This is a genomic window from Deltaproteobacteria bacterium (assembly GCA_035063765.1).
In the GTDB taxonomy this organism is placed as follows: domain Bacteria; phylum Myxococcota_A; class UBA9160; order UBA9160; family PR03; genus CAADGG01.
In genome coordinates, this window is the sequence record JAPSFT010000013.1 from 59,387 (window position 1) to 78,709 (window position 19,323).

A 19,323-nucleotide genomic window follows, 5' to 3' on the forward strand; every position below is an offset into this window, starting at 1 on the left:
CCCGCCTAGCCCTCCAGCCAGCGCGCGAGGTCCCGCCGCGCCAGGCGGCAGAAGGCGGCGTCGAGCTCGAAGCGCTCGAGCGCCTGCTCGAGGGCACGCGCGCCGGCCGGCAGCGGATGCGCGCGGAAGAAGCGCGCCACGTCGGCGCGCGCGCGGGCGCCGAGCGCCGGTGTCGCCTCGACGAGCCGCGTCGCGAGCATCGGCGGCATGCGCCGGCGCAGCCGGGCCCAGTGCTGCTTCGTGAAGGCCCAGGCGGCGGCGCGTGCCGCGGGGTTCGCGAGCAGGCGCGCGAGCACGATCGCGACGTCCTGGGTGGGGATCCGCGGCGTGAGGCAGAGCGCGAGGCTCCGCTGCACGAGCCTCGGATCGCGGAAGTCCGCCAGCGCCAGCAGGAAGCGCCGCCGCTCCTGGGGCGTCGCGGCGGCCTCGAAGGCGGCGAACATCGCCTCGTAGCGCGTGGCGTCGCCGGTCCGCGCCGCCAGCGCCACCACCGCATCGGCGAGGTTCGGGTCGAGCGCGTCGCGGCGGGCCAGGTAGGCGTCGAAGCGCTTCGCTGCGGTGGCCAGCACCGGCGGCCAGGCGGCGACGTCGCCGAGCAGGCCCACCAGCACCCCGCGCCGCACGCGCGTCGTGACCGGCTCGCGCGGCGGCGGGTCCCAGCCGATCTCGGCGAGCGCAGGGCCGAAGCGCTCGGCCACCCGGTCGCGGAAGGCCTCGACGGCACGCTCACCGAGCGCCGGTGCGAGGCGGTCCTCGAGGAAGGCGAGCGGCCCGCGGAGTGCGGTCAGCACGTCGGCTTCGGGCTCGTCGCCGAGCCGATCCACCAGCGCGAGGAGGTCGCCGAGCGGCGCGCGCCCCGCGCGGGCCAGCGCCCACTGGTGGTCGACGAGGCCCATGCGCTCGACGGCGGAGAGGGCCGGCAGGTGCCGGGCGAGCGCGCGGGTGCCGGCGGCGTCGTGGAGCGGGCGGAAGAAGCCGCCCTCGTCGGCGTTGCCATGGACGAAGCGGGGGGTGCCGGGGCCGAGGTCGACGCGGTCGCGGGCGGCGCGCACGAGCTTGCGCACGAGCCGCGGGCGGCCCCGCGCGCCCGCCACCCGGCCCACCCAGGGGATCGGCCAGCGCTGCCCCGCCGCGCTCGCGCCGGCTCTCGAGGATGCCGCCTTCCGGGACGCCGGTCGCGCGCGGAAGCGCTCCTGGCGCAGTTGCAGGATCGTCCGGCCGTTGCGGCGCACGGTCGCAAGCGACAGCACCGGCAGTCCCGCCTGCTCGATCCAGCCCCGCACGATCGGCTCGACGGGCTCGCCGGCAGCGTGCGCGAGCGCCTGCCACAGGTCGGCGGCGACGGCGTTCGACTCGCGGTGGCGGCGGATGTAGGCGCGCACGCCCTTGCGGAACGTCGCCGGCCCGAGGTAGCGCTCGAGCATGCGCACCACCGAGGCGCCCTTCTCGTAGGTGATCAGGTCGAAGTTCTCGGTGGCCTCGGCGGGCGTCCGCACGTCCGTGTGGATCGGGTGGGTGTGCGCCAGCGCGTCGAGGCGCAGCGCCGCCGCCCGGTGGTGCTGGAAGTCCTGCCACATCTTCCACTCGGGCTTCCAGTCGTCGACGATCGCGAAGGCCATCCAGGTGGCGAAGGCCTCGTTGAGCCACAGGTCGTCCCACCAGGCCATCGTGACGAGATCGCCGTACCACATGTGGGCGAGCTCGTGGCAGATCACCTCGGCGGCGCGCTTCTGCTCCGCGAGGGTCGCGCTCTTCGCGTCGAGCAGCAGCAGGTTCTCGCGGAAGAAGACGGCGCCCGCGTTCTCCATGGCACCGGCCTCGAAGTCGGGCACCGCCACCAGGTCGAGCTTCGCGTAGGGATAGGGCAGGGCGAACCAGCGCTCGAGCCGCGCCAGCGTCGCGCGGGCCGCCTCGAGCGCGAAGCCGACGAGCCCGCCCTTGCCGGGGACGTGCCAGACACGGATCTCGGTCGGTCCCAGCTTCACCGCGCGCGAGCGCTCGAGCGCGCCCACGCCGAGCGCCACGAGGTAGGTCGAGAGCTTCGGGGTCTCGGCGAAGTGCACGCGCTGGCGGCCGCCCGGGAGCTTCTCGCTGCGCGCGATCGGCGCGTTCGAGACGGTCGCCAGCCCGGCGCGCGTCTCTACCACGAGCGTGAAGCGCGCCTTCATCGCGGGCTCGTCGAAGCAGGGGAAGAAGCGGCGCGCCTCGGCGGCCTCGAGCTGCGTGAAGGCGTAGCGGTGGGGGCCGGCGGAGGCGGCGTAGAGCCCGCGCAGGTCGCCGCGCAGGCGCCCCGAGAAGGCGACCCGCAGCGTCGCCTCGCCGGGACCCACCGGCCGCGCGAGCTCGAGCGTCACGGTCTGCCGCGCCGGATCGAGCCGCACGCGCGCGGCGGCCGAGCCCTTTGCGCTCTCGACGCGGGCGCTCCCGATCCCGAGCTCCGCGGCGTGCAGCTCGATCCGGCGGCGGGCGGCACCGAGCCGGACGCGGATCTCCACCTCGCCCTGGTAGGCCGGCCCGCGCGTGGGGTCCACGTCGAGGACGAGCCGGTACGCGCTCGGGCGGACCTCGGGATCGAGCCGATGCGCGGCCCCGGTGCTCTTCGCGCCCGCCCTGCGCTTCGGCGCGTTGCTCTTCGGCACGTCCCCTCCTTCGCGAGGCGGGATCATAGCCAGCGCTCCGCTACCGCGCGCCGCCCTCGAGCACCACGAAGCACGCCTGCGGTACCGGCTCCTTGTCGATCAGCGCGAGCTCGCGGAGCTGCTTGCCGAGCTGCGTCCAGCGCTCCAGCGACATCGCCCCCAGTCCGTGCGTGCGCGTGAAGGCGGTCTCGACGAGCGGGGCCTGCGCCGCGGCAGCGAGGCGGAAGGTCTCGGCGTCCATCTCGCGGTTGAGCTGACCCATCTCCGCGTTGGTGGGCCCGGGGTCGTCGAGGTAGCCGCGCCAGCCCTCGCGCAGGGCGGCGACCAAGGCGTCCACCTCGCGGCGGCGCTCCCGCACCCGGTCCCCCCGCGTGATCACGACCGCGGCGTAGGGGTCGAAGCCCGAATCGGCGATCAGGAACACCGTCGGCTCGACGCCCTCGCGCCGGACCGCGATCGGCTCGGAGGTGACGAAGACCTGCTGGGCGAGCTTCGGATCGGAGAGGAAGGGCGCGATGCTGTAGGTGTAGGGAACGATCCGCCACCGCGAGAGGTCGTAGCGATTCCGGAACCACTGGACGTAGGAGAGCCCCGGCTCGACGGCGAGCGTTCCGGGCTCGCCGTCGAAGAGCTCGTCGAGCGATCCGAGACCGCGGCTCGCGCGTACCATGATGCCCTGCGGGTTGGTCTGGTAGGTCGCGTACACCGACACGATGTCGGTCCCGCGGTCGCGGGCCATCAGCACCTCGTCGGCCGCGGCGATCCCGTAGGCGACCTGCCCGGAGGCGACCATCTGCACGACCGGGGCACCGGGCCCCCCGGTGATCTCGACGACGAGGCCGCGCCGCGCGAAGGCGCCCGCGCGGCGCGCCTCGTAGAGGCCGCCGAACTCCGGCTCCGGCTTCCAGTTGAGGGCGATCGAGAGCGCGCCATCCGCCGGCTCGCCGCCCGAGCAGGCGACCGCGCCGGCGAGCAGGCACGCGGCGAGCAGCCAGGATCCGGGACGCTTCACGAGACGACCTCCGAGACGTGCCAGCGCCGCAAGAGGAGATGGGCGAGCCCGTTGACGGCGGCGAAGAGCGCGAGCCCGAGCAGCGAGGCGTGGAGCACGGCGGCGAACACCAGGTCGGTGCGCTGCTGGCGCATCGCCTCGAGCACCACCACGCCGAGCCCGCCACCGCCCACGAACTCGCCCACGATCGCGCCGATCACGGCGAGCCCCGCGGCCACGCGCAGGCCGGTCAGCACGTCGGGCAGCGCCCAGGGCAGCTCGAGCGCGAGCAGCCGCGCGCGCCGCCCGGCGCCGTAGAGCCGGAAGAGGTCGCGCAAGGCGGGGTCGACCGAGCGCAGGCCCGCCAGCGTGTTCGCGATCACCGGGAAGACCGAGACGATGAAGGCCGCCGCGATCACGGCCCGGCGGCCGTAGCCGAACCAGATCACGAGCAGCGGGGCGATCGCGACGATCGGCACGATCTGGAAGAAGATCGCGTAGGGGTAGAAGGCGCGCTCCACCCAGCGCGAGGTGGCGAGGGCCACGGCGGCCAGGATGCCCACGGCGGCGCTCGTCGCCAGGCCCACGAGGACGGCCCCGGTCGTCGCGGCGAGCGCCGGCCACAGGATTCCGCCCTGGCTCCAGGCCGCGCGCGCCACCGCGGAGGGAGCCGGGACGAGCAGCGGCGACACGCCCGTCGTGCGCACCACCACCTCGGCCACGGCCATCGTCGCGACGAAGGTGGCGAGAGGCGGACCGAAACGCTCCCCGATGCGCCTCATCGCGGGGCGCTCGGCGGCGGATCGGTCCCCTCGCTGCCCCGGCGCAGGGCGTCCTGCAGCACGCCCGTCTCCCGAGCGAAGCGCGGGTCCGCGCGCAGCGCCGCGGAGCGCTCGGGCGGCAGGTCGATACGGTGCTCGAGCACGACCCGCGCCGGACGCTGCGTCAGGACCACCGCGCGCTCGGCCAGGAAGGCCGCTTCCCCGATCGAGTGGGTGACGAAGAGCACCGTGGTGCCGGTGGCCGCCCAGAGCGTGCGCAGCTGGTCGTCGAGGTCCTGGCGCGTGATCTCGTCGAGTGCGGCGAAGGGCTCGTCGAGCAGCAGCAGGCGCGGGCGCGTGACCAGCGCGCGGGCCAGGGACACGCGCATGCGCATGCCCCCCGAGAGCTCGGCCGGCGTCCGGCCGGCGGCCTCGGCGAGCCCCACCTGCTCGATCGCTGCGCGGGCCGCGGCCCGGCACTCGGCGGCGGGCCGGCCGAGCAGCTCGAGGGGCAGCGCGGCGTTGCCGAGCACGTCGCGCCAGGGCAGCAGGTGTGCGTCCTGGAACACGAAGGCGAGCTTGGGATGCTCGCTGCCGGGCCGCAGCGCAGGGGGGTGCCCGCCGACCTGCACCACGCCGGCGTCCTGGCGATCGAGCCCTGCGACGATCCGAAGCAGTGTCGACTTGCCGCAGCCCGACGGTCCGAGCAGCGCGACGAACTCGCCGGGCGCGGCCTCGAGGTCGACGCCCGCCATGGCCTCGACCGCATCGCCGCTCGCGCTGCGAAAGGTCCGGTGGACGCCGCGAAGCGACACCGCGAGCCCCGGGCCGTCCTCTCCCTGCATGGGCGCCGGGGTAGCCAGCGCGCGCGGGGCCGTCAAGAAAGCGCTCAGGCGACGATGCCCGAGCGGCGCGCGGCGGCCAGCGCGTCGACCGCGTCGATGCGCCGCACGGCGCCGGCCAGCTCGGCGGCGAAGGCCGCGCGCCGCGCCGCCAGGAGCGGCGCGTCCGGCGCCAGCAGCCGGCGGTTGTCGGCCAGCTTGAGGGCCGTCTCGAAGTAGCTCTTCGAGACCGACTCCGCGGAGTGGATGCGCCGGCGCAGCACGTACTGCCGGCCGAGCGCGAGGCAGCGCGAGAGGAACTCGCCTCGCTCGAGCGGCCGCTCCACACCCCACAGCTCGAGCGCGTCGGCCACGATCCGGTACGACTCGAGGAAGGGCCGCGCCACCCGGTGCGACGACAGCGGCCGGAAGCGGCGCACCAGCGCGAAGATCTCCTCGGGCCCCTCGTCGAGACGGCGCTCCCAGTCGGCGTCGTGGAAGGCCACCTCGCGGCGCAGGTCGGCCACGAAGCGCTCGCGCTCCGGGAAGAAGAACTCGAACTTGAGCAGGTCGCGCAGCGCCAGCGCCTCGTCGAAGAAGCGGGCGCGGCGATCGCCCGCGTGCTCCTCGGCCGCGCGCAGGAGCGCGAGCTCCGCGATCGCGCTGGTCACGAAGAAGTGGATCACCGTGTTCCGGTAGTAGGCGGCGGCCAGGTGCTTGTCCGCGCCGATCCGGTAGACGGCCTCGGGTCCCTCGTCGAAGCGCTCGACGACGCCCGTGCGCACCAGCTCCTCGAGCGCGAAGCGCACCCCCTCCGGCGTGCGCAGCTCGAGGTCGCCAACGGCCGGCAGCTCGCGCCGCTCCACGTACTCGAGGATCCGCTCGAGCGAGCGCACCGTCTCGGGGACCGTGAGCGCCTGGTCGCCGACGCCGAGCAGCGCCAGCGTCACCAGCGAGGCCGGGGTGATCGGCGTCGCGTCGTTGATCCGGACGCACACGTCGAAGGCGATCTTCTGGAGCGCCAGGCTCTCCTCGTCGGGGTTCGGCTCGGCGCCCGGGTCGGGAGGGCCGAGCGCCTTGGCGAGCGAGAGCGGCTCGCCGAAGCGGATGTGGATGCGGCCCTCGCGCTGGATGCGCCGCACGAGCCGCACGAACCAGCCGAAGCCCTCGCGCTCCTTGGCGGCCCCGCGCTGCTCGGCCACGTAGTCGCCGACGTCCTGGATCTGGTCGTAGGCGATCGAGACCGGGATCAGGAACACGTCGTCGCTGCGCGCGCGGCGGTAGGCGTCCACCACGTAGGCGAGCAGCCCGAAGCGGGGCGGCAGCAGCTTGCCGGAGCGCGAGCGCCCGCCCTCGACGTACCACTCGAGGGAGAAGCGCTTCTCGATCAGGTAGTCGACGTAGGAGCGCAGGACCAGCTTGTAGACCTCGTCGTCCTTGAAGGAGCGGCGGATGAAGAAGACCCCGGCGCGCCGCACCAGCGGCCCGATCGGGAAGAAGTTCATGTTGATGCCGCCGGCGGTGTGGTTCGGCGGGAGCCCGTTCTCGTAGAGCATCGCGTGCAGGACGGGGTGGTCGAGGTTGGAGCGGTGGCTCGGGAGGAACACCACCGGGTGGCGCTGCGAGAGGGCGGCGATCTCCTCGAGCCGGGCGCGGTCGTAGCGCAGCTCGGCGTCGTAGCCGCGCGTGTAGACGAAGCGGAATAGCTGGTCGGCGAGGTCGACCATGATCGGGCTCGTGGCCGCGGCGATCTCGCGCAGGTCGCGCGACGCCTCGCGCGCGACCGCGTCCTCGGAGCGCCCGAGCTGGCGCGCCAGGCGCGCGAGCGCGCCCCGGAAGGCGGGGCGCGCGAGGATGTCCTCGTGGACCAGGCGTGGGACCTTGTAGCGGGCGCCGCGCAGCCGCCGCTCGCTGCGCTCGAGCGCGAGGTGCGCCTGGCGGATCACGAACTCGCACAGCCCGCTGGTCTCGGCCGCCCCGGCGCCGCCCGCCGCGAGCCAGCGCTCGCGCAGCTCCGAGAGCGGCGCGGGCTCACCGGCCACGATCCGGCAGCGCTCGCGCGCGCGGGCGAGGATCCAGCGCTGCCGCCACGGTCCCGGGTCGTGCGGGTCGCCGCTCGTCAGGAGCTGGGGCAGGGTGACCGCGCGATCGCCGTCCGGCCGCTCGGGCGCGAGCCAGATCACGCGCAGCGGCGCGAGCAGCGGGTCGTCGCCCTCGGAGAGCAGCGCCTCCATGCGCGGATCGGGGCCGCCCGGCGGCCCCCGGCGCCCCCGGCGCCGCCGGCGCGAGGGTGGCAGCGCGAGCAGGTCCGTCCCCGGCGTGCCGCCGCCGGTGTCGGCCGGCCGATGGCGGTCGATCCAGCCTTCGAGCAGGCGCCGCTCGAGCGGGGTCGCGGCGTCGAGCAGCAGCACCACGCGGCGCCCCGAGCCGGCGGCGCCCGCCGCGGGCCAGAGCGCTTCCCCTTCGAGAGCGTGGTCGGGCACGCCGCCATCCTATCGCAAGGACGACGCCGGCGGCCGGGCGCTATCGTCGGCGCGGGACGACGGGAGAGGGACGCGATGGCCGCCCGCGAAGCGCGACACGAGCAGGAGAACGCCAGCCCCGCGGAGGCGGCCGCCGGCCGCACGGTGCGCGCGATCGACCGCGAGCGTCCGTTCTGGCGCCAGGAGGCCTGGGTCCTCGTCGCCGCGGGCCTGCTCTGGCTCGCCTGGGGCGCCGGCGCAGGCACGCTTCCCCTCCTGTGCTCGGCGCCGGCGGGCCTGCTGCTCACGGCGTCGGGCGTCTCGAACCTGCTCTGGCCGGGCGACCCGCGCGAGCGTCACTTCGGTGCGCTCGGCGCCCTGGCAGGCCTCGTCACGACCCCGCTCGCGATCCTGTGGCTCGGGCTCGGCGGCGCCGCCGTGCTGGGCGCGCTCTCCTTCGCCTCGGCCTGGGCGGTGGGCCACCTCGGCCTGCGGCTCCTCGAGCCCTGGGAGGACGTCCCGCAGCCTCCGCACACCCTGCGCACGTCGCTCGAGGTGGCGGTGGACTCCGCCGTGCTGAGCCAGATGACGCTGACCGCGCCCGCACGCGCGCTGCGCGGCAGCAGCGAGCGGGTGGCCGCCGAGGTGCGCGCGGCGCTCGCCCTCTTCGCGGAGCGCGGCTGGGTGGCCGACCCCGCCTCGTATCACCGCGAGCCTCCGGCGCTCGAGAAGCCCGCGCTCGAGCGCAGCCGGGCGCGCGGCGTCGCCTTCGAGCACCTCTCGTTCGACAGCGGCTACGAGCCGCACCCGGACGAGCCCGGCCGCGAGCGCTGGCTCTCCTACGCGCCCTGCCGGACGGCGCACGCCTGGGTGCTGCGCCACGGCGGCGACGGCGGCGGCCGGCCCTGGCTCGTCTGCATCCACGGCTACCAGATGGGCACGCCGCTGGTCGACTTCGGTGCCTTCCGCCCGGCCTGGCTGCACGATCGGCTGGGCCTGAACCTGGTGATGCCGGTGCTCCCGGTCCACGGGCCACGTCGGATCCGGCGCATGTCGGGCGACGGCTTCCTCTCGGGGGAACTCCTCGACACCGTGCACGCGCTCGCGCAGACCGCCTGGGACGTCCGCCGGATCGTGTCGTGGGTGCGCGCGCAGGGTGCGGCGGCGGTCGGCGTCTACGGCCTCTCGCTCGGCGGCTACAGCACGGCGCTCGTCAGCTCGCTCGAGCCTGGCTTCGCGTGCGGGATCGCCGGCATCCCGGCCACCGACTTCGCCCGGCTCTCGTGGAAGCACGGTCCCGCCGACTCGCTGCGCCGGGCCGAGGAGGCCGGCATCGGGCTCGGCGAGACCACCGACCTCAAGAAGGTCGTCTCGCCGCTCGTGCTGCAGCCGAAGCTCGCGCGCGAGCGGCGCTTCGTCTTCGGCGGCAGCGCCGACCAGCTCGTGCCGCCCGACCACGTGCGCGACCTCTGGCGCCACTGGGAGCGCCCGGCCATCCACTGGTACCCGGGCGCCCACTGCACCTTCGGCCTGCACGCCCCCGTGCGCCGCTTCGTCGAGGACGCGCTGCGGGAGAGCGGGCTCGTCGCGGCGGCCCGCTAGCCGTCCTTCGTCGGAGGTTCGCCGTCGAGGTCTCGAGCCGTCGCTGCCGGCTGGGGACGCTAGGCCGGCCGCTGCTCCGCCGCCTCGAGCTCTTCGTCGAGGAGCGGCTCGAGCGCTTCGCGCCCGGCGCCGGCCTCCTCGTGCCAGGTGTCGGTGTGCTCGAGCAGGTCGAGCTGCGCGTCGTCGGCGGCCGGCGCGGCGGCGCCGTTCGTACGCGGAGGCTCGGAGGCCTCGGCGGGGAGCGCCGCCTCGGCGAGGCTGCCGGGCAGCAGCGTGCCGGCCTCGGGGCAGAGCGTGCGGGCGCCCTCGGCCAGGTGCTCGTAGACGCTCCGGTACTGGAGCGTCAGGTCGCGCAGGAGCTTCGAGGTCTGCCCGAAGTGGTCGGAGACCTCGTTCCGGTAGCGGTTCATCTCGTCCTCGGCGAGCTGGAGGCGGTCCTCCATCTCGCGGGCGCGCTCGACGGCGTCGCGCGAGCGGCGGCGGCCGATCGCGAGGCCGACCAGGAACGCGCCGATCAGGACGATCGCGGCGATCCCGAGGGCGATCGGATCCGAGAAGAGGGGGGCTTCCAAGGCGTCGTCTCCCGTCGGTGGAACGCGCCGATCCTAGCATCCCGCGCCCGTCGGGGGAGATCCCGACGCGGCCCGTCTACCCTCGTGGTCCTCGACGGGAGGGGTCATGGCAAGCCAGGAAGAGCTGCACGCCCGTTCGCTCGCGGATCCGGACGGCTTCTGGGCCGAGGCGGCGGCGGCGATCGAGTGGTTCCACCCCTTCGAACGGGTGCGCGACGACGCGCGCGCGCCCTTCGTGCGCTGGTTCCCGGGCGGCGTCACCAGCACGTGCCACAACGCCCTCGACCGCCACGTGGCGGCCGGCCGTGGCGCGCAGCCCGCTCTGGTCTGGGACAGCGCGATGACCGGCGCCGTGCGGGTGCTCTCGTACGCGGAGCTGCTCGACGAGACCGCGCGCCTGGCGGGCGCGCTGGCCGGCCTCGGCGTGCACCGCGGCGACCGCGTGCTCGTCTACATGCCGATGGTGCCCGAGGCGGTGGTGGCGATGCTCGCCTGTGCCCGCCTCGGCGCGGTCCACTCGGTGGTGTTCGGCGGCTTCGCCGCGCGCGAGCTCGCCGCCCGCATCGACGACGCGCGCCCGAAGCTCCTGCTGACGGCCTCGTGCGGGCTCGAGCCCTCGCGCACGCTCGCCTACGCGCCGCTCGTCGAGGGCGCGCTCGAGCGCGCCGCGTCTCCGCCCGCGCGCGTGGTGGTGCTGCAGCGCCCGGAGCTCCGCTGGCCGCTGCGCCCGGGCCGCGACCTCGACTGGCGCGAGCTCGTCGCCGGCGCGACACCGGCCGGCTGCGTCCCGGTCGCCGCCACCGACCCGCTCTACGTGCTCTACACGAGCGGCACCACGGGCAAGCCGAAGGGCGTCGTGCGCGACCACGGGGGCCACGCCGTCGCGCTCGCCTGGAGCCTCCGCCACGTCTACGGCATGCGCCCGGGCGAGACCTTCTGGGCGGCGAGCGACGTCGGCTGGGTGGTCGGGCACTCCTACATCGTCTACGCGCCGCTCCTGCTCGGCTGCACCACGATCCTCTTCGAAGGCAAGCCCGTGGGCACCCCCGACGCCGGCGCCTTCTGGCGCGTCGCGGCCCAGCACGGCGTCGACACGCTCTTCGCCGCGCCGACGGCGATCCGCGCGATCAAGCGCGAGGACCCCGAGGGCGCCCGCGTCGACCGCGTGGCGCTGCCTCGGCTGCGGGCGCTCTTCCTCGCGGGCGAGCGCGCGGACCCCGACACGGTCGAGTGGGCGGGCCGGATCCTCGGCGTGCCGGTGATCGACCACTGGTGGCAGACCGAGACGGGCTGGCCGGTCGCCGCGAACTGTCTCGGGCTCGCGCCGCTGCCCGTGAAGCCGGGCTCGCCGACCAAGCCCGTGCCCGGCTTCGACGTGCGCGTCCTCGACGACGCCGGCGCCGAGCTGCCGCCCGGCGCGGCCGGGCACATCGCGCTGCGCCTCCCGCTCCCGCCCGGATGCCTCCCGACGCTCTGGAACGACGACGACGGCTTCGTGCGCTCCTACCTCGAGCGCTTCCCGGGCCACTACGCCACCGGCGACGGCGGCTACTTCGACGCCGACGGCTACCTGTGGGTGATGGGCCGCACCGACGACGTGATCAACGTCGCCGGCCACCGGCTCTCGACCGGCGCGATGGAGGAGGTGCTGGCGCGCCATCCCGACGTCGCGGAGTGCGCAGTGATCGGCGTCGCCGACGCGCTGAAGGGCCAGCTTCCGCTCGGGCTCGCGGTCCTGAAGGCGACGGCGCTCGGGCGTCCGCCGGCCGACGTCGAGCGCGAGCTCGTCGAGGCCGTGCGCCGGGAGATCGGGCCGGTGGCGTCGCTGCGCCAGGTGCTCGTGGTGCCGCGCCTGCCGAAGACGCGCTCCGGCAAGGTGCTGCGCGGCACCATGCGGCGGATCGCCGACGCCGGGCCCTGGAGCGCGCCCGCGACGATCGACGACCCGGCGGTGCTCGACGAGATCCGCGCCGCGCTGCACGGCGCCGGCTACGCTCGGGACGACGGCCCGCACGCGGACGCCGGCGGCCCTGCGGGTGATGCAACGCGTTCGTAATCCCGCGCCTCGTCACGCCGCGAGCATCGGCGAAGCTCGGGTCGTGTCGGCTCGCGGGCTGCGCGAGCCGTCGTCCCCGTGGCAGGGGAAGAGGATCATGCCTTCCGACGCGAACCCCTCCGCGCCGCACGCCCCCTGGATCGCAGACCGGCTCGACGTGCGGGTCGCCCAGGGGCGCGTCGAGTCCGCCCAGCTCGCGGGGCTCGTCGAGGCGCTGGCGGCGCTCCACGCGGCTGCGGGCTGCACGCCCGTTCCCGCGTCCTCGCTCGCCGAGCGGGGCGCGCTCGCGCGCGCGAGCGTGGCGGAGCTGGCACCCTCGCTCGGCGCCGCGGCCGGGGCGTGCGAGCGGGCGCTGGAGGCCGCGGTCGAGGCCTCGGGCGCCGCGCTCGCCGCGCGCCGGGACGCCCCCCGCCGGCTCCACGGGCGGCTCGCCTGCGAGGAGATCCACGTCGATCCCGCCGGCCGCGCCGAGCTCGGAGCGCCCGCGAGGAGCGCGGCCGGCGATCCCTGCGAGGACGTGGCGACCCTCGCCCTCGAGCTCGCCGCGCGCGGCCGCGCCGATCTCGCTCTCCGGCTCGTCGGCGGCTACGCCGGACGGACCGGCGACTTCTCGCTCTACCGCGTGCTCGACGCGTACCTCGCCCTCGCCGGGCTCCTGGCGAGCCAGCGCGTCCTCGCTGCCGCCGCCGCGGGCGCTGATCCCGCGCGTGCCGCGGCAGCGCGCCTGCTCGCGGCGCCGGCCGAGCTCGCAGCCCCGGCGCGGGAGCCCTTCGTGGTCGCGGTCGCGGGCGGGATCGCGAGCGGGAAGAGCACGCTCGCCGCGCGCATCTCGGCCTCGTGCGGAGCCCCGGTCGCCTCCGCGGACGCCGCGCGCGCCGGGGGCCTCGCGGGCCTCGAGCCGGAGGCGCAGCAGGCGGCGTACGCCGAGATGCGACAGCGTGCCGCCGAGGTCCTGGCGTCGGGGCGCCCCGTCGTCGTCGACGCCTGCTTCGCGCGCCGCGTGCAGCGCGACGCGCTGCGCTCGCTGGCCGGCGAGCGCGGTGCCAAGTTCCTCTTCGTGGAGTGCCGTGCCGACGCCGCGCTCACGCGCCGGCGTCTCGAGGAGCGCGCGCGCGGGCAGGGTCGCCCGGCGAGGGACTGGCTGGCGCTGCGCGAACGGCTGCTTGCGAGCTGGGAGCCGCTCCGGGAGCTGCCGCGCGAGCAGCATCTCGTCGTGGACACCTCGCGCGATCCGTCGCTCTGCCTGCCGCGGATCGAGCGCGCCCTCGGCCGCGGCGCGCCGGGGCCGCATCGGGTGCGCCATGATTTCCCCAAAAGGGCGATCCTTCACGCCTAGAAGGAATGGGGAGATCAAGACTCTGTCTTGATCTGGACAAAAGACGATCGAACAGGTAGAGTGCCCATTCCTTCCACGTCGCTTCCGTGCGCACTGCGCCGGCGCCGGAAGCACGACCCCAACCGGCGCGAGGAGAACCCGGGATGACCCTGGTCGGCAAGCCCACGCCCGATTGGACCGCCACCGCCTACCTGAAGGGCCAGGAGAAGCAGGTCTCGAGCAAGGACTACAAGGGCAAGTGGCACGTCCTCTACTGGTACCCGCTCGACTTCACCTTCATCTGCCCCACCGAGATCAAGGGCTTCCAGTCCCTGCTCGAGGACTTCTCCGACGACAAGATCGCGGTGATCGGCGTCTCCACCGATTCGTTCTTCAGTCACAAGGCCTGGTTCGCCGACCGCAAGATCTTCCCGCAGGAGATCACGCACCCGGTGATCGCCGACACCAACCACGCGGTGTCGAAGGCGTTCGGCGTCCTCAAGGACGACCAGGGCATCGCCTATCGCGCGACGGTGATCGTCGACGACAAGGGCATCGTGCGCTCGGTCGTCGTGAACGACCTCTCCGCCGGCCGCAGCCCCGCCGAGGCGCTGCGCACGGTGCAGGCCCTCCAGAGCGGCGGGCTGTGCGGCGCCGACTGGAAGAAGGGCGACAGCTTCGCGGCATGAGCGAGCGGCTCGAAGCGATCGACGGATCGAGCTGGGAGGCCTTCGTCGCAGCTCCGGTCGCGGTGCTGATGATCGGCAAGAGCGACTGCCCGGCGTGCGCGAGCTGGACCGAGGAGCTGCAAGGCCTGCTGGCGGGCGACGAGCGCTGGCGCCACGTGCGCTTCGGCAAGGTGCTGCTGGACAAGCCGGGGCTCGTGTCCTTCAAGCGCGCGAACCCGTGGCTGGCGGAGCTCGACGAGCTGCCCTTCAACGTGATCTACGTGAACGGGGAGATCGTGAAGCGCTTCGCCGGCTCCGGGGTGGAGCGGCTCGTCGCGCGGCTCGAGCGGGCAGCGCCACCGGGCTGAGCGGGCGGAACGCGCCGGGGACTAGTGGAGGAGCGGCGGCCGTCCGCCGCTCCGCTGCAGGGCCCCGGCGCGCGCCTCCTGGCACGCCGACGCCTGCTCGGTCGCGAGCAGGGCGGCCACGATCGCCGTGCGAGCACCCTCGCTGCGGGCGCGCTCGGCGAGCCGTGCTCCCCAGGCGCGGGTGTGCGCTGCCGCGATCCGGGCCTCGCGCGCGGCGGCGCCGGGATCGGAGGACGGCGCGGGCGGCGCGTTGCGGCGCCGCAGGAGCCCTGCCAGTCGAGCGCGCATCCGGACCATCGCCGATCCTCCCACCCGCACGGATCGGGCGGATCGGCCCGGGGCTTGAATCCCGGCGCGGCGGGATCCCGCCGCGCCTCCCCGGCGTGCGACCCCGGTCCTGCCGGCGCGCCGCCCGCTGCGGCGCGCCCTACGCAGCGTCGCGCGCCGGCCGCACGCGCTCGGGATGCCCCGACCAGGTCCAGGCGAAGCTCTCACGGGACACGCCGAGCAGCGCGCCATCGAGGGCGCGCGGGTGCACCCAGAAGTTGTCGGGCTCGCGATCGCCGCGCGGGCCCGTGTAGGCACCGGGCTCGCACTCGAGCAGGCGCGCCCGGGCAGCAGCCGCGTTGCGCGCCTCGGCGTAGAACATGTAGAAGCTGGGGCCCTGGCGCGCGAAGAATCGCCCCATCGGCCGCTTCGCGTCGAAGGGCGTCACCGTCTCGATCCGGTCGAGGCGGCCGGGCCGGAGCATCGTGAGCGTGCCCTCGTAGCCGAACTCCGGGGAGCGGATCGGCACGAAGCCGCCCGGGTCGAGGTCGAAGACCTTCGCGAGGCGCGCGGCGGCGCGCGCGTGCCCGCGCATCAGGTGGGTCACCTCGTAGACGCGCGCGAGGAGCCCGGCGGGCGGGCGCGGCTCGTCGCGGGTCAGCACCACGCGCAGCGCCGGCACGCCGATCCACTCGCCGCGCAGGTGGATCTGGCCGTTGTCGATCACGTGGTGGATGGCGCGGCCCTCGAGCGAGGCCGCTGCCGCCGCCGGGTCCTCGACCGCGAAGCCCACCGCGAACACCGCGCTGCGGACCCGGGCCTGGTGCTGGGCCACCGCGCCGACACCGTCGGCCTCGAGCAGCTCGAGCTCGCTCTCGCCCACCCGCAGCACCGTGCGCGTGGCCGCCAGGAAGGCGACCCGGTCCTCCCGTACGACCTCGGCGTCGAAGAGCCGGCGCCAGCGTGCGGCGGCGGCGGCGCGGTCGAGGGCGACGAGCTGGACACGATCGACGCGGATCGGCTGCATGCGCCCGGCACCCTAGCAGATGCCCTCGCGGCTGCGGGCGTCCCGCACGCCGGAGCGGGGGCCGTTCCGCTAGCCTGCGTTCCGCGGACCCCGGCAGGAGGACTCCCCATGCGGCGCGAAGTCTTCAGCGAGGAGCACGAGCTCTTCCGCGAGCAGTTCCGGCGCTTCGCCCAGAAGGAGATCGAGCCGAAGATCGCGGGCTGGAACGCGGCCGGCATGCCCGATCGCGAGACCTGGCGGCGGATGGGCGCCGAGGGCTTCCTCGGCTGCAACCAGCCCGAGGCCTACGGCGGAGCGGGCGGGGACTTCCTCTACGACGCGATCATCATGGAGGAGCTCGCGTGGCTGCGCGCCCACGCGCTGATGTTCTCGCTCCATGCCGACATCTGCGTGCCCTACCTGCGCGACTTCGGGAGCGCCGAGCAGAAGCGGCGCTGGCTGCCGGGCTGCATCACGGGCGAGGTGCTGATGGCGGTGGCGATGACCGAGCCCGGCACCGGCTCGGACCTCGCGAACGTCCAGACCCGCGCGATTCGCGACGGCGACGCCTACGTGCTCGACGGCTCGAAGACCTTCATCTCGCACGGGCAGATCGGCGACCTCTTCGTGGTGGTGGCGAAGACCGACCCCGACGCCCAACCGGCGCGCCGCGGGATCTCGCTGCTGCTCGTCGAGGCCGGCACGCCCGGCTTCACGAAGGGCCGCAAGCTCGACAAGCTGGGCCTCCCGGGCCAGGACACGAGCGAGCTGTTCTTCGAGCGCTGCCGCGTCCCGGCCTCGAACCTGCTCGGGGAGGAAGGGCAGGGCTTCCGGATGCTGATGCAGGCGCTCCAGCAGGAGCGGCTCAGCATCGCGGTCTCTTCGATGGCCTCGTGCCGGCGCGCGCTCGCCGACACCCTCGACTACGTGAAGCAGCGCCAGGCCTTCGGCCAGCCGCTGGCCGCATTCCAGAACACCCAGTTCAAGCTGGCGGAGCTCGCGACGGAGACGGAGATCGGCACCGCCTTCGTCGACCGCCTGCTGGCCGCGCACGTGCGTGGTGACGACGTCGTCACCGAGGTCAGCATGGCCAAGTGGTGGACCACCGACCTCCAGAAGCGGCTCGCCGCCGAGTGCCTCCAGCTCCACGGCGGCTACGGCTTCATGCGCGAGGTCCCGATCTCGCAGGACTACGCCGACGCCGCCGTGCAGTCGATCTACGCCGGCACCAACGAGATCATGAAGCGCATCATCGCGGGGCGGCTGGGGCTCGGCTGAGCCGGGCTAGTCGCGTTTCTCGGCCGGCATCTCGACCCGCTTGCCCCGCAGCGTCGTCTTGGTGGGCACGTACTCCTCGCCCTCCTCGCCGCGGTTGCTGAGCTCGATCGCGAGCGAGCCGTCGCTCTCGAAGCGCGCCGTCCAGTCCGAGACGAGCCGTGGCCCGACCACGCGCGGGATGAAGGCGAAATCGGTGTCGACGCCCGGCACGGTCTGGATCACGAGCTGGGTGTGCGCCGTGCCGACGAGCCGCCCGCCCCGGAGCTCACCGTCGCCGTTTCCGATCACGTCGGTGTGGACGGGCCCGCCGAGGGTCGGGTACTGCGTGTTCAGCTCCGCCGCCGCGATCCACTGGCCGCCCCTGCGCGTCAGGACGACGTGGCCCTCGATGCGTCGGGTGTCGCCGCTCTTCTGGTCGACCGTGAGGCCGGTCACCCGATAGGTGCCCGACCACGGGTCCTCCACGGGCGGGACGGCCTCCTGCGCGAGGGCCTCCGCGGGCAGGAGCAGCGCACCGGCGAGCAGCCCGGCACGGCCGAGGGCGATGCAGCGCGGGACCATGACGGCCTCCTTCCGGCATCGACCCCCCGAGCCTACCCCCGCGCTGCCGGGAAGGAAACCGGAAACCCGGAGGGGCCGCTCTATGCTGGAGGTTTCCGCTCGGAGGGCGACGCCATGAGGGAACGACGAGATGCCGCCGCGGTCCGGATCTTCCCCCCCGCGGTGCCCTTGCTCGCGATCCTCCTAGGCGTCGCCTTGGACCGGCTCTGGCCCCTCGACCTCGGCTCCGTGCTGCCGGCGCCTGCGTGCTACTGGATCGGCGGTGGGATCGTGGTGGGGGCGGTCGCCGGCCTGGGCGCCTGGTCGGTGTCGCTCTTCCGCCGCGGCGGACAGAGCGAGAACCCGTGGAGGCCCACGACCGAGATCGTCGAGCGGGGCCCCTTCCGCCTCACCCGGAACCCCATGTACCTGCAGATGGTCCTGGTCTGCGCCGGCTTCGCGATCCTGCTCGCGAACGGGTGGATCCTGCTGCTCGTTCCGCTTGTCGCCTGGCTGCTCCAGCGCCTCGCGATCCTCCCGGAGGAGGCCTACCTCGAAGCCAAGTTCGGCGAGGCCTACCTTGGCTACAAGCGTCGCGTCCGGCGCTGGCTGTGAGAGGAGCCCCGGAGGTGCCGCTCGCACTCTACGCCCACCCTCCGCTCCCTGTTCCCGCCCGGCGCGCCCGACCGTGACTGAGGCGCCATGGAGGACTCCGCGGGAGGGATCGCGGTCTCAGCGCCCGCGCCGGTCGCGCTCTTCGACTTCGATCACACGCTGATCCGGCACGACTCGTTCGCGGCGTTCGCGCGGCGGCTCCTGCAGCGCGACTGGTGGCGGATCGCCGCTGCGCTCGGGCTCTCGCCGGTGCTCGCGCCGCTCGTGCCGCTGCGCCGCACGCGCGGCATCCCCGCCCTGACCCTGGTCTGGCTCGCGACGCTCGGTCTCGACGGCGAGCGCCTCACCCGCAAGCTGCGCCAGCACGTGACGCACCTCGCACGCGACCCCGGGGCGCTCGCGCACCGCGAGGGCCTCGCGCGGCTGCGCGAGCACCAGCGCGCCGGGCACCGCGTCGTGATCGCGACCGGCGCCCTGGAGGAGCTGGCGCGCGCGATCTGCGAAGCGCTCGGTCTCGAGGACCTCGCGATCGTCGGCTCGAGCTGGCGTCCCTGGGGCGGCGGCATGACCGCCCGCGAGCACTGCTTCGGCGAGCGCAAGGTGACGATGCTGCGCGCCCGCGGCTTCCCGCCGCCCTGGCGCTGGGTCTACACCGACAGCGCGGCGGACCTCCCGCTGCTGCGGCACGCCGGCGAGGGCTTCCTCGTGAAACCCACCCGCTGGACCCTGGCGCAGGCGGCCCGCGAGCTGGAGCACCCGCCGGGCGTGCTGCGCTGGCGGTGACGCTTCGCCGCGTGCCCGTCGCCAGGCCCGCCGGCGCTCCCCGGGACCCGGGGTTCGAGGCGATCGGGTGGCTCGGGCGCTTGACGCCATCGCCGGGAACGCGAGAGTCAGGGAGCCGCGACCGCCGGCGCCCGGCTCTCGCGCGACGAGGAGGGATCCATGGCCTTCGAGGGTGGCTGCTACTGCAAGGCACTGCGCTTCGAGGCTGGCGGCGCACCGCTCTTCAAGGGCCAGTGCCACTGCCGGGAGTGCCAGTACTTCTCGGGCGGACACCCGAACGCGGTGATCGGCCTGCCCGCAGCGACCTTCCGGTACACGAAGGGGGTGCCCAAGGCCTTCACCCGCAAGGACCTCCCGAATCCCGTCACGCGCGAGTTCTGCGGCGAGTGCGGCACCCAGATCCTGGGACGGGCGCCGAGCGTGCCCGGCGCCGTGCTGCTGAAGGTCGGCACGCTCGACGACCCGGGCGTCTACGGCGCGCCCCAGATGGTCATCTACACGATCGACAAGCAGAGCTTCCACCACGTGCCCGAGGGCGTCGCGACCTTCGAGCGCGCCCCGGGCTGAGCGTGGCGCTCG

18 protein-coding genes are annotated in these 19,323 nt (G+C 74.7%); 9 read left to right on the forward strand and 9 right to left on the reverse strand.

Going from position 1 to position 19,323, the window contains the following annotated elements:
* Nucleotides 1-5 precede the first annotated feature (5 nt).
* The 5 genes from OZ948_11620 to OZ948_11640 form a co-directional block, all read right to left on the reverse strand.
* Nucleotides 6-2,639, reverse strand: coding sequence for a M1 family metallopeptidase (locus OZ948_11620; GenBank protein ID MEB2345379.1), 2,634 nt, complete (start codon nucleotides 2,637-2,639; stop codon nucleotides 6-8).
* Between the two features lie 40 nt (nucleotides 2,640-2,679).
* On the reverse strand, nucleotides 2,680-3,651 hold the full coding sequence (locus OZ948_11625) for an ABC transporter substrate-binding protein (GenBank protein ID MEB2345380.1): 972 nt from the start codon (nucleotides 3,649-3,651) through the stop codon (nucleotides 2,680-2,682).
* The gene (locus OZ948_11630) at nucleotides 3,648-4,412 is read right to left on the reverse strand and encodes an ABC transporter permease (protein ID MEB2345381.1); all 765 of its coding nucleotides are present in this window, start codon (nucleotides 4,410-4,412) and stop codon (nucleotides 3,648-3,650) included. Before OZ948_11630 ends, OZ948_11625 begins: the two co-directional genes overlap by 4 nt.
* On the reverse strand, nucleotides 4,409-5,146 hold the full coding sequence (locus OZ948_11635) for an ABC transporter ATP-binding protein (GenBank protein MEB2345382.1): 738 nt from the start codon (nucleotides 5,144-5,146) through the stop codon (nucleotides 4,409-4,411). Before OZ948_11635 ends, OZ948_11630 begins: the two co-directional genes overlap by 4 nt.
* A gap of 134 nt (nucleotides 5,147-5,280) precedes the next feature.
* Nucleotides 5,281-7,695 (reverse strand): glycerol-3-phosphate 1-O-acyltransferase, encoded by a 2,415-nt coding sequence (locus OZ948_11640; protein MEB2345383.1) that lies wholly within the window; start codon nucleotides 7,693-7,695, stop codon nucleotides 5,281-5,283.
* A gap of 75 nt (nucleotides 7,696-7,770) precedes the next feature.
* Here OZ948_11640 and OZ948_11645 point away from each other — a divergent pair, with 75 nt between their 5' ends.
* Nucleotides 7,771-9,276: an alpha/beta hydrolase gene (locus OZ948_11645; protein MEB2345384.1), complete on the forward strand. Its 1,506-nt coding sequence runs from the start codon at nucleotides 7,771-7,773 to the stop codon at nucleotides 9,274-9,276.
* 59 nt (nucleotides 9,277-9,335) lie between these two features.
* On the opposite strand, the gene OZ948_11650 is transcribed toward OZ948_11645, so the two are convergent.
* A complete protein-coding gene (locus tag OZ948_11650; protein ID MEB2345385.1) occupies nucleotides 9,336-9,848 on the reverse strand; it encodes a DUF1043 family protein in 513 nt (170 codons plus the stop codon).
* Nucleotides 9,849-9,954: 106 nt separating this feature from the next.
* Between OZ948_11650 and OZ948_11655 the strand changes: the two genes are divergently transcribed.
* The 4 genes from OZ948_11655 to OZ948_11670 all read left to right on the forward strand — a co-directional run bounded on the left by OZ948_11655 (nucleotide 9,955) and on the right by OZ948_11670 (nucleotide 14,255).
* Complete coding sequence (locus OZ948_11655) at nucleotides 9,955-11,904, forward strand: AMP-binding protein (GenBank protein MEB2345386.1); 1,950 nt, start codon at nucleotides 9,955-9,957, stop codon at nucleotides 11,902-11,904.
* 97 nt (nucleotides 11,905-12,001) lie between these two features.
* Nucleotides 12,002-13,240, forward strand: a complete 1,239-nt coding sequence (locus OZ948_11660) for an ATP-binding protein (protein ID MEB2345387.1) — start codon at nucleotides 12,002-12,004, stop codon at nucleotides 13,238-13,240.
* Nucleotides 13,241-13,383: 143 nt separating this feature from the next.
* Nucleotides 13,384-13,908, forward strand: coding sequence for a peroxiredoxin (locus OZ948_11665; GenBank protein ID MEB2345388.1), 525 nt, complete (start codon nucleotides 13,384-13,386; stop codon nucleotides 13,906-13,908).
* Nucleotides 13,905-14,255, forward strand: coding sequence for a hypothetical protein (locus OZ948_11670; protein MEB2345389.1), 351 nt, complete (start codon nucleotides 13,905-13,907; stop codon nucleotides 14,253-14,255). Before OZ948_11665 ends, OZ948_11670 begins: the two co-directional genes overlap by 4 nt.
* A gap of 21 nt (nucleotides 14,256-14,276) precedes the next feature.
* On the opposite strand, the gene OZ948_11675 is transcribed toward OZ948_11670, so the two are convergent.
* On the reverse strand, nucleotides 14,277-14,552 hold the full coding sequence (locus tag OZ948_11675) for a hypothetical protein (protein MEB2345390.1): 276 nt from the start codon (nucleotides 14,550-14,552) through the stop codon (nucleotides 14,277-14,279).
* A gap of 130 nt (nucleotides 14,553-14,682) precedes the next feature.
* Nucleotides 14,683-15,549, reverse strand: coding sequence for a hypothetical protein (locus tag OZ948_11680; GenBank protein MEB2345391.1), 867 nt, complete (start codon nucleotides 15,547-15,549; stop codon nucleotides 14,683-14,685).
* A gap of 108 nt (nucleotides 15,550-15,657) precedes the next feature.
* Here OZ948_11680 and OZ948_11685 point away from each other — a divergent pair, with 108 nt between their 5' ends.
* Nucleotides 15,658-16,806 (forward strand): acyl-CoA dehydrogenase family protein, encoded by a 1,149-nt coding sequence (locus OZ948_11685; protein MEB2345392.1) that lies wholly within the window; start codon nucleotides 15,658-15,660, stop codon nucleotides 16,804-16,806.
* A gap of 6 nt (nucleotides 16,807-16,812) precedes the next feature.
* Here OZ948_11685 and OZ948_11690 read toward each other — a convergent pair whose 3' ends face one another.
* Nucleotides 16,813-17,367, reverse strand: a complete 555-nt coding sequence (locus OZ948_11690; protein ID MEB2345393.1) for a hypothetical protein — start codon at nucleotides 17,365-17,367, stop codon at nucleotides 16,813-16,815.
* Between the two features lie 114 nt (nucleotides 17,368-17,481).
* On the opposite strand from OZ948_11690, the gene OZ948_11695 reads away from it, so the two are divergent.
* The 3 genes from OZ948_11695 (at nucleotide 17,482) to OZ948_11705 (ending at nucleotide 19,311) form a co-directional block, all read left to right on the forward strand.
* Nucleotides 17,482-17,961: an isoprenylcysteine carboxylmethyltransferase family protein gene (locus tag OZ948_11695; protein MEB2345394.1), complete on the forward strand. Its 480-nt coding sequence runs from the start codon at nucleotides 17,482-17,484 to the stop codon at nucleotides 17,959-17,961.
* An 87-nt stretch (nucleotides 17,962-18,048) separates the two neighbouring features.
* Complete coding sequence (locus OZ948_11700) at nucleotides 18,049-18,744, forward strand: haloacid dehalogenase-like hydrolase (protein MEB2345395.1); 696 nt, start codon at nucleotides 18,049-18,051, stop codon at nucleotides 18,742-18,744.
* Between the two features lie 159 nt (nucleotides 18,745-18,903).
* Complete coding sequence (locus OZ948_11705; GenBank protein MEB2345396.1) at nucleotides 18,904-19,311, forward strand: GFA family protein; 408 nt, start codon at nucleotides 18,904-18,906, stop codon at nucleotides 19,309-19,311.
* Nucleotides 19,312-19,323 lie beyond the last annotated feature (12 nt).